This window comes from Corallococcus sp. AB049A (assembly GCF_003668885.1).
GTDB lineage: Bacteria > Myxococcota > Myxococcia > Myxococcales > Myxococcaceae > Corallococcus > Corallococcus interemptor.
Genome location: NZ_RAWL01000419.1, coordinates 1 through 7,404, shown reverse-complemented (window position 1 = coordinate 7,404; position 7,404 = coordinate 1). Strand labels below are relative to the sequence as shown.

Sequence of the window (7,404 nt, the reverse complement as noted above, 5' to 3'; positions counted from 1 at the left end):
TCCCCCGGCTGCCCGTCCCCAGACGCCCCGGAGGCGCCCCGGTTCACGGAGTGTTGACAGCGCGACGCGGCATGGGACCTTCGTCCGAGTTAACCGCGTTGACAGTGCACCACTTTACACTTTGCGCTGGCGCATCCCCCGGGGCACCCCTGTGGACGGCCTTGAGCGGCTGCAACTCGCTGGAATCCCGAGGGGTTTACGAATTTTCAAGCGGGGGGATGACAGCGGGGACATTCGTCTCTACATTGCGACCGTCGGATTTAACTCAAGAGGTGCTGCGCATGGCTTACGACGGCGAGCTTGTGAAGATGCAGAACGGTCGCTGGGCGCGGTTCCAGCGGTGCCAGGTGTACCGGCCGGGCGTGGCGGACGCCGGTGAGACCATGCTCCTGATCGCGGTGGAGCTGGAGGAGCGCTATCAGCAGCTGCTCGACGAGGCGGCGGATTCCCTGGCGGAGTACCGCTCCCAGGGCGTGCCCGTGCAGGTGCGGCTGGCGCCGGACGCGCAGGGGCTCACCCTGCACCCGGAGACCCAGGCCTCCGTGACGGTGAACTAGGTCCCCTTCCGGGATTCCAGGTTGTAGAGCCACGGGCTCCGCGCTCCACCGCGGGGCCCGTCGCATTTACAGCGCTGACAGGCCGGGCGTTGCGTCCACTTTTCAACGCACCGCGCGCCACCCGCACGGGGCGCGAATGGCGCGCTCAGTCGTGGATCTGGAAGAAGCGGGCGGCGTTGTCCCGGGTGACCCGCCGGACGATGCGCTCGGACAGCTTCGCCTTGCCCAGGAGGTTCGCCGTGCGCGCGAGCCCCAGGATGTCCCCCGCGCCGTCGCCCGCGTCCGAGTCCAGCACCAGGCGCTCGCTGCCCAGCCGCCGCACCAGCGCCACCGCCCGGTCCGCCTGGAGCGCCTCCGGGTGCAGGGTGAGGCCGGCCCAGTGGCCCACCTCCAGGATGGTCCGCACCGTGCGCGCGTTGGCGTGGTCCACCAGCGCGCGCGACGGTGCCAGCCCCGACTGGCGCAAGAGCGTGAGGATGCGCCGCGTGTGGCGCTCCTTGTCCTTCAGGGGCGTGTGCACCACCACGCGCAGCTTGAGCTGACGGGCCAGGGCCAGCTGCTCCAGGAAGGCCTCTTCCTCCTCCTCGCCGCCCACGTGCAGGCCCGTCTCGCCCAGGGCCACCACCCGGCCGCCCTCGAAGTAGTCCGGCAGGTGGCTCAACACCTCCGACAGGCCCCGGCGCGGGATGCAGCGCGGGTGCACGCCCAGGGCGGCCCAGGCGCGGATGCCCAGGCGCTCCAGGCGCGGCAGCTGCTTCTCCACCAGCGCGTCGAAGTGCTGGCGCAGCCCCTTGGCCGTGGGCTCCGGGAAGTGGTGCGCCACCACCAGGGCCCGCTCCACGCCGAAGAAGCGCATGGACTCCAGGTCCTGGTCCGTCAGGGCCTCCGGGTGGAGGTGCGCATCGAAGAGCGGGAGCGGCTCGGCCACGGGCGGTGTGTCCCTTCGTCCTAGTCCTGGCCCGTCGCGGCGCCCTCGTTGCGCGGGTCACTGGAGGAATAGCGCAGGTGGGTGCGCGGGTCGCTGTAGACGGCCTCCGCGTCGCCCCAGGCGTCCACCCGGCGAAGCTTGTGGCCCTTGGCCTCCAGCGCGGACTGCGTCGCCGGCTCCAGGCCCCACCTGTCCACCCACAGCTCGTCCGGGAGGTACTGGTGGTGCAGCCGGCCCGTGCCCACCGCGCGCGCCACGTCCATGCCGTGGTCCACCACGTTGCTGATGGCCTGGATGACGGTGGTGGGGATGGTGGAGCCGCCGGGGCTGCCCACCGCCAGCATCACCTGCTTCGGGTCCTCCTTGGAGAACACCAGCGTGGGCGACATGGAGGACAGGGGCACCTTGCCGGCCTGGATGGCGTTGGGCTCGCCGGTGACCAGTCCGTACGCGTTGGGCACGCCCGGCTGCGCGGCGAAGTCGTCCATCTGATCATTGAGGAGCACGCCGGTGCCCTTCGCCACAAGGCACGAGCCGAAGCTGTAGTTGACCGTGGTCGTCATGGCCACCGCGTTGCCGTCCTTGTCGATGACGGAGATGTGCGTGGTGTTCTTCTTCTCCGGCTCCGGCGTGAGCGGCCCCGCGTCCTTGCGCAGCGTGGAGGCGGGCCCGCCCGTCACCGGCGCCAGCAGCGACGCGCTGGGCGTGGCCTTCTTCGGGTCGATGCCGCCCGCCAGGTCCGCGATGTGGCCAGGGGAAGTCAGCCGCTCCAGCGGCACCTGCACGAAGGCCGGGTCGCCCAGGTACTTCGCGCGGTCCACGTACGCGCGCCGCACGGCCTCCACGTAGAGGTGCAGCGACTCCGGGTCGCGGTAGGGCAGCCCCTGCGGGCGCAGCTGCTGGAGCATGCCCAGCACCTGCACCACCGCCAGCCCGCCCGCGCTGGGCGGCGGCATGGTGAGGATGCGGTGCCCGCGGTAGGTGGTCTCCAGCGGCGTGGCCTGCCGCGTCTTGTACGCCGTCAGGTCCTCCTGCGTGAGAAGCCCGCCCGCGTCCTGCACCGTCTTCACCAGCGCCTGCGCCACCGGGCCCGCGTAGAAGGCCTTCGCGCCGCCCTTCGCCACGCGCTCCAGCGTGCGCGCCAGGTCCGGCTGTTTGATCAGGTGCCCCACCGGCGGCACGTCCGGCGTGCCCTGCGCGTTGGGGGTGAGGAAGATGCGCGCGGCCTCCGGGTCCTGGCGCAGGCACTCCGCGCGGCCGGTGGCCATCTGCCGGTACTTGGGCGTCACCCAGAAGCCCTGCTTCGCCAGCCGGATGGCCGGGGCCAGCACCACCGCGGGCTTGAGCTTGCCGTGCCTGGACAACAGCTCCAGGTAGCCCGCCACCGCGCCCGGCACCGCCACGCTCAGGGCGCCGTCCGTGGACAGCCCCGGCACCAGCGCGCCGTCCCTCAGGTACATGTCGCGCGAGGCGCCCTTCGGAGCCACCTCACGGAAGTCCAGCACCTGCGTGCCGCCGGACTTCGCGTCGTGCACCAGCGCGAACCCGCCGCCGCCCACGCCGGAGTGGTAGGGCCCCACCACCGCCGCCACGAACGCCGCCGCCACCGCCGCGTCCACCGCGTTGCCGCCCTTGTCCAGCATCTGGAGCGCGGCCTCGCTCGCGGGCGGATACGCCGTGGCCACCGCACCTCCCCGGTAGGGACGTGCCGCACCCGCCCCGGTCGCCACCAGCAACACCGCGAGTCCCAGTGCGCGGAACAGGCTGTGCCCCGCGGCTCCCATGTGTGCTTTCCCCACCTGTGGACGCCTTTCCTTGTGATTTCCGGCTGTTCCCTAATGCACCATGCGCCGCGCCTGGGCCAGGGTTTCAGCTGGACAACATTTTTATCCTTGGATTGTGAGCGGAAGCGGGGCAGTCTGCGGTCATGTGCAGCAACGGGCGGTCCGCATGAGTCCTCCGAACCCCGTGGAGAACCCGACGTCGGTGACGACGGCGGCCTCCACCCCGGCGCGGCTGACGACGTTCCTGAAGCCGCGCTTCGGCATCACGGTCCAATGCAACACGTTGTGTGTAGCAGTCAGCGCACGCCCGTCCCCGGAAGCCCCGCGATCTGTTTTGAAGTCCGGGCGCGGTTGACGAGTTGATCGGCGGTCCCTAATTCTCCGCCGCATATGACAGCTCTGGCGGCGGTTGTGCTGTGCGCGGGCAAGGGCACGCGGATGAAGTCGGAGAAGGCGAAGGTCCTTCACCCCATCCTCGGCCGGCCCCTCTGCGCCTATCCCTTGAAGCGGGCCCTGGAACTGGGCGCCGCGCACGTGGTGCCGGTGGTGGGCCACCAGGCCTCGGAGGTGGAGAAGTCCATCCGCGCCCACTTCCCGGACGCGCCCCTGCGCTTCGCGCTCCAGAAGGAGCAGAAGGGCACCGCGGACGCGGTGAAGGCGGCGCAGGACGCGCTTCAAGGGCATGACGGCCGCGTGCTCATCCTCTACGGAGACGTGCCGCTCTTGCGCAAGGAGACGCTCCAGGCGCTGCTCTCCGCGCACGACGCGGCGGGCGGGGTGCTGGCGCTGGTGTCCACCACGCTGGACGACCCCACCGGCTACGGCCGCGTCATCCGCGAGGGCGGCAAGGTCGCGCGCATCGTGGAGCACAAGGACTGCACCCCGGAGCAGCGCGCGGTGAAGGAGTGCAACGCGGGCATCTACTCCGTGGACGCGGCCTTCCTGTGGAAGGCGCTGGCGGAGATCAAACCCGTCAACGCGCAGGGCGAGTACTACCTCACCGACCTGGTGGAGATGGCCGCGAAGGTGGGCCCCGTGGGCGCGGTGGACGCGGACGCCACGGAGACCGCGGGCGTGAACGACAAGGTGGAGCTGGCGGCGCGCGCCCGCGTCCTCCAGCAGCGCATCAACGAAGCCCACATGCGCGCGGGCGTGTCCATCCAGGACCCGGCCACCGCGTACATCGAAGAGGGCATCACCATTGGCACCGATACGGAGATTGGCCCCAGCGTGTCGCTGATGGCCGGCACCGTCATCGGCAAGGGCGTCATCATCGGCCAGGGCAGCGTGCTCACGGCCTCGCACGTCGCGGATGGCACCCACATCAAGCCCTACTCCGTGCTGGAGGAGGCGCGTGTGGGCGAGCGCTGCATCATCGGCCCGTTCTCCCGGCTGCGCCCCGCCACGGAGTTGGCAGAGGAAGTGCATCTGGGGAACTTCGTGGAGACGAAGAAGACCCGCATCGGCAAGGGCAGCAAGGCCAACCACCTGACTTACCTGGGTGACGCCAACATCGGCGCGGGCTGCAACATCGGCGCGGGCACCATCACCTGTAACTATGACGGGGTGAACAAGCACCTGACTGAACTGGGCGATGGCGTCTTCATCGGCTCGGACAGCCAGCTGGTGGCGCCGGTGAAGGTGGGGGACGGCGGGTATGTCGGCGCGGGCACCACGGTGACGAAAAATGTGCCTCCTGGGAGCCTCGCTGTGTCCCGTGCGCCACAGGTGGTGAAGGAGGGGTGGGTGGCGGCCAAGAAGGCGCGGCAGGTGAAGGTGAAGGCGGGATAGGAAGAGTGCTCGCCTGCTGATCGGTCGGCGGGGCGGGGTTGGGCGTGAACGGGTTGCCCGTGGTTTGCTCCGGCGGCCGCGGGACGAAGAAAGAGGCAGGAAGAACATGTGCGGGATTGTTGGCTACGTCGGTGACAAGGAATCTGCTCCCATCCTGGTGTCGGGCCTGAAGAAGCTCGAGTACCGGGGCTATGACTCCGCGGGCGTCGCGGTGGTGGGCGGCAACCAGCTCAACGTGGTGCGCGCGACGGGCAAGCTGCGCAACCTGGAGAACCGCGTGGTGCAGGACCTGCCCAAGGGGACCACCGGCATCGGCCACACGCGCTGGGCCACGCACGGCCGTCCCTCCGATGAGAACGCCCACCCGCACACGTACAAGAACGTGGCGGTGGTGCACAACGGCATCATCGAGAACCACCTGGTGCTCAAGGCGGAGCTGCGCGCGCGCGGCCACGTCTTCGCGTCGGAGACGGACTCGGAAGTGTTCGCGCACCTCATCTCCGAGGAGGTGGAGCGCGGCGTGGACCTGCCGGACGCGGTGCGCTCCGCCATCAAGCAGGTGAAGGGCACCTACGGCCTGGTGGTGGTGTGCTCCAACGACCCGGGCCGCATCGTGTGCACGAAGGACGCGTCGCCCATGGTGCTGGGGCTGGGCCAGGGCCAGAACTTCGTGGCCAGCGACGTGCCGGCGCTGCTCGAGCACACGCGCGACTTCGTCTACATGGAGGAGGGCGACCTGGCCGTCGTCACCGCGGCGAAGGTCGACATCTTCAACCGCGAGGGCAAGCTGGTGAACCGCCCCACGCGCCGCATCGACTGGACGCCGATGATGGCGGAGAAGGGCGGCTACAAGCACTTCATGCACAAGGAGATCCACGAGCAGCCCCGCGCCATCGCGGACACGCTGCGCGGCCGGATGCTCCTGACCGAAGGCGACGTCCACTTCGAGACCTGGAACCTCACGCAGGAGCAGGTCCAGTCCTTCACCAAGGTCACCATCCTGGCCTGCGGCACGTCCTGGCACTCGGGCGTGGCCGGCCGGCACATGATTGAGTCCCTGGCGCGGCTGCCGGTGGAGGTGGAGCTGGCCAGCGAGTTCCGCTACCGCGACCCCATCGTGGAGAAGAGCCACCTGGTCATCGCCATCAGCCAGTCCGGCGAGACGGCGGACACGCTCGCGGCCTTCAAGGAAGCGAAGCGGCTGGGCGCGCACACCATGGCCATCTGCAACGTCATTGGCAGCGCGATGACGCGTGAGGCGAACCTGCACGTCCTCACCAACGCGGGCCCGGAGATTGGCGTCGCGTCCACCAAGGCGTTCACCACGCAGCTCGTCACGCTGTACCTGCTGGCGGTGAAGCTGGGCCGCATGCGCGGCACGCTGTCCGTGGAGGCCGCGCAGGAGCACCTGACGCACCTGACCCAGGTGCCGAAGATGATTGAAGACGTCCTCAAGTGCGAGCCGCAGGTGAAGCGCGTCGCGCGCGAGTTCATGAACGCGCAGGACTTCCTGTTCCTCGGCCGCGGCCCCATGCACCCGGTGGCGCTGGAGGGCGCGCTCAAGCTCAAGGAGATTTCCTACATCCACGCGGAGGGCTACGCGGGCGGTGAGATGAAGCACGGCCCCATCGCGCTCATCGACGAGAAGATGCCCGTCGTGGTCATCGCGCCGAAGCAGCCGCACATCGCCTACGAGAAGATCATCGGCAACATCGAGGAGGTCCGCGCGCGCGGCGGCAAGGTGATTGCCATCCTCGACGAGGACGACACGACGGCGGACAGCCTGGCCGACCACGTCGTCCGCATCCCCTCCGCCTGCGCGCTGCTCGCGCCGGTGGTGGCCACCATCCCGCTGCAGCTGCTCGCGTACCACGTGGCGGAGATGCGCGGGAACGACGTGGACCAGCCGCGCAACCTGGCCAAGAGCGTGACCGTCGAGTAGGCCGAGGAGCGCTTCACGGCCTGCACGCCTGAAGCGACAAGAGCCCGGACTCCCTTCACAGGGGGCCCGGGCTTCTTCGTTTCCCGTTGCCCGGTGGAAGGTAGGGGTTTCCCCACTTTGAACCCCACGCCGCGCCCCGGTTACAGTTTCGCCACCGTGTCCGATGCTTTCCGCCCACGTTCGCGCACACCGTCCCCCCACCTGGGAGGGGAGGCGGAGTCCGCGCCGGACCTGGCGCCCTGGGAAGCTCCCGCCGCTCCAGCGGAGCCCGTGGCCCACGGCTCGCCCACTCCGCCCACGGACTCGCCGCTGCCCATGTACCTCCTGGCGCAGCAGGCCCGGCGCGCGGACGGGGACGAGCAGAAGCGCCTGGCCTGGAACCTCAACCAGCTGCTGGAGGAG

Annotated in this window: 5 protein-coding genes; 3 read left to right on the top strand and 2 right to left on the bottom strand. The window is 69.7% G+C overall.

Features of this window, described 5'->3' with window-relative positions:
• Nucleotides 1-281 precede the first annotated feature (281 nt).
• Complete coding sequence (locus tag D7X55_RS32075; RefSeq protein WP_120550272.1) at nucleotides 282-557, top strand: hypothetical protein; 276 nt, start codon at nucleotides 282-284, stop codon at nucleotides 555-557.
• Between the two features lie 145 nt (nucleotides 558-702).
• Here the strand turns inward: D7X55_RS32075 and D7X55_RS32070 are convergent, their stop codons facing one another.
• The gene (locus D7X55_RS32070) at nucleotides 703-1,485 is read right to left on the bottom strand and encodes a TatD family hydrolase (protein WP_120550271.1); all 783 of its coding nucleotides are present in this window, start codon (nucleotides 1,483-1,485) and stop codon (nucleotides 703-705) included.
• Between the two features lie 20 nt (nucleotides 1,486-1,505).
• The gene (ggt, locus tag D7X55_RS32065; protein ID WP_121725050.1) at nucleotides 1,506-3,269 is read right to left on the bottom strand and encodes a gamma-glutamyltransferase; all 1,764 of its coding nucleotides are present in this window, start codon (nucleotides 3,267-3,269) and stop codon (nucleotides 1,506-1,508) included.
• A gap of 390 nt (nucleotides 3,270-3,659) precedes the next feature.
• On the opposite strand from ggt, the gene glmU reads away from it, so the two are divergent.
• The gene (gene glmU / locus D7X55_RS32060; protein ID WP_120550269.1) at nucleotides 3,660-5,060 is read left to right on the top strand and encodes a bifunctional UDP-N-acetylglucosamine diphosphorylase/glucosamine-1-phosphate N-acetyltransferase GlmU; all 1,401 of its coding nucleotides are present in this window, start codon (nucleotides 3,660-3,662) and stop codon (nucleotides 5,058-5,060) included.
• Between the two features lie 106 nt (nucleotides 5,061-5,166).
• Nucleotides 5,167-7,002 carry a glutamine--fructose-6-phosphate transaminase (isomerizing) gene (gene glmS, locus D7X55_RS32055; RefSeq protein WP_120550268.1) on the top strand — a complete coding sequence of 612 codons (1,836 nt, stop codon included), beginning with the start codon at nucleotides 5,167-5,169 and terminating at the stop codon, nucleotides 7,000-7,002.
• Nucleotides 7,003-7,404: the final 402 nt, after the last annotated feature.

Coding starts and splice junctions, on each gene's coding strand:
- glmU (WP_120550269.1), top strand. CDS start 3,660: ATGACAGCTCTGGCGGCGGTTGTGCTGTGCGCGGGCAAGGGCACGCGG.
- D7X55_RS32075 (WP_120550272.1), top strand. CDS start 282: ATGGCTTACGACGGCGAGCTTGTGAAGATGCAGAACGGTCGCTGGGCG.
- glmS (WP_120550268.1), top strand. CDS start 5,167: ATGTGCGGGATTGTTGGCTACGTCGGTGACAAGGAATCTGCTCCCATC.
- ggt (WP_121725050.1), bottom strand. CDS start 3,269: ATGGGAGCCGCGGGGCACAGCCTGTTCCGCGCACTGGGACTCGCGGTG.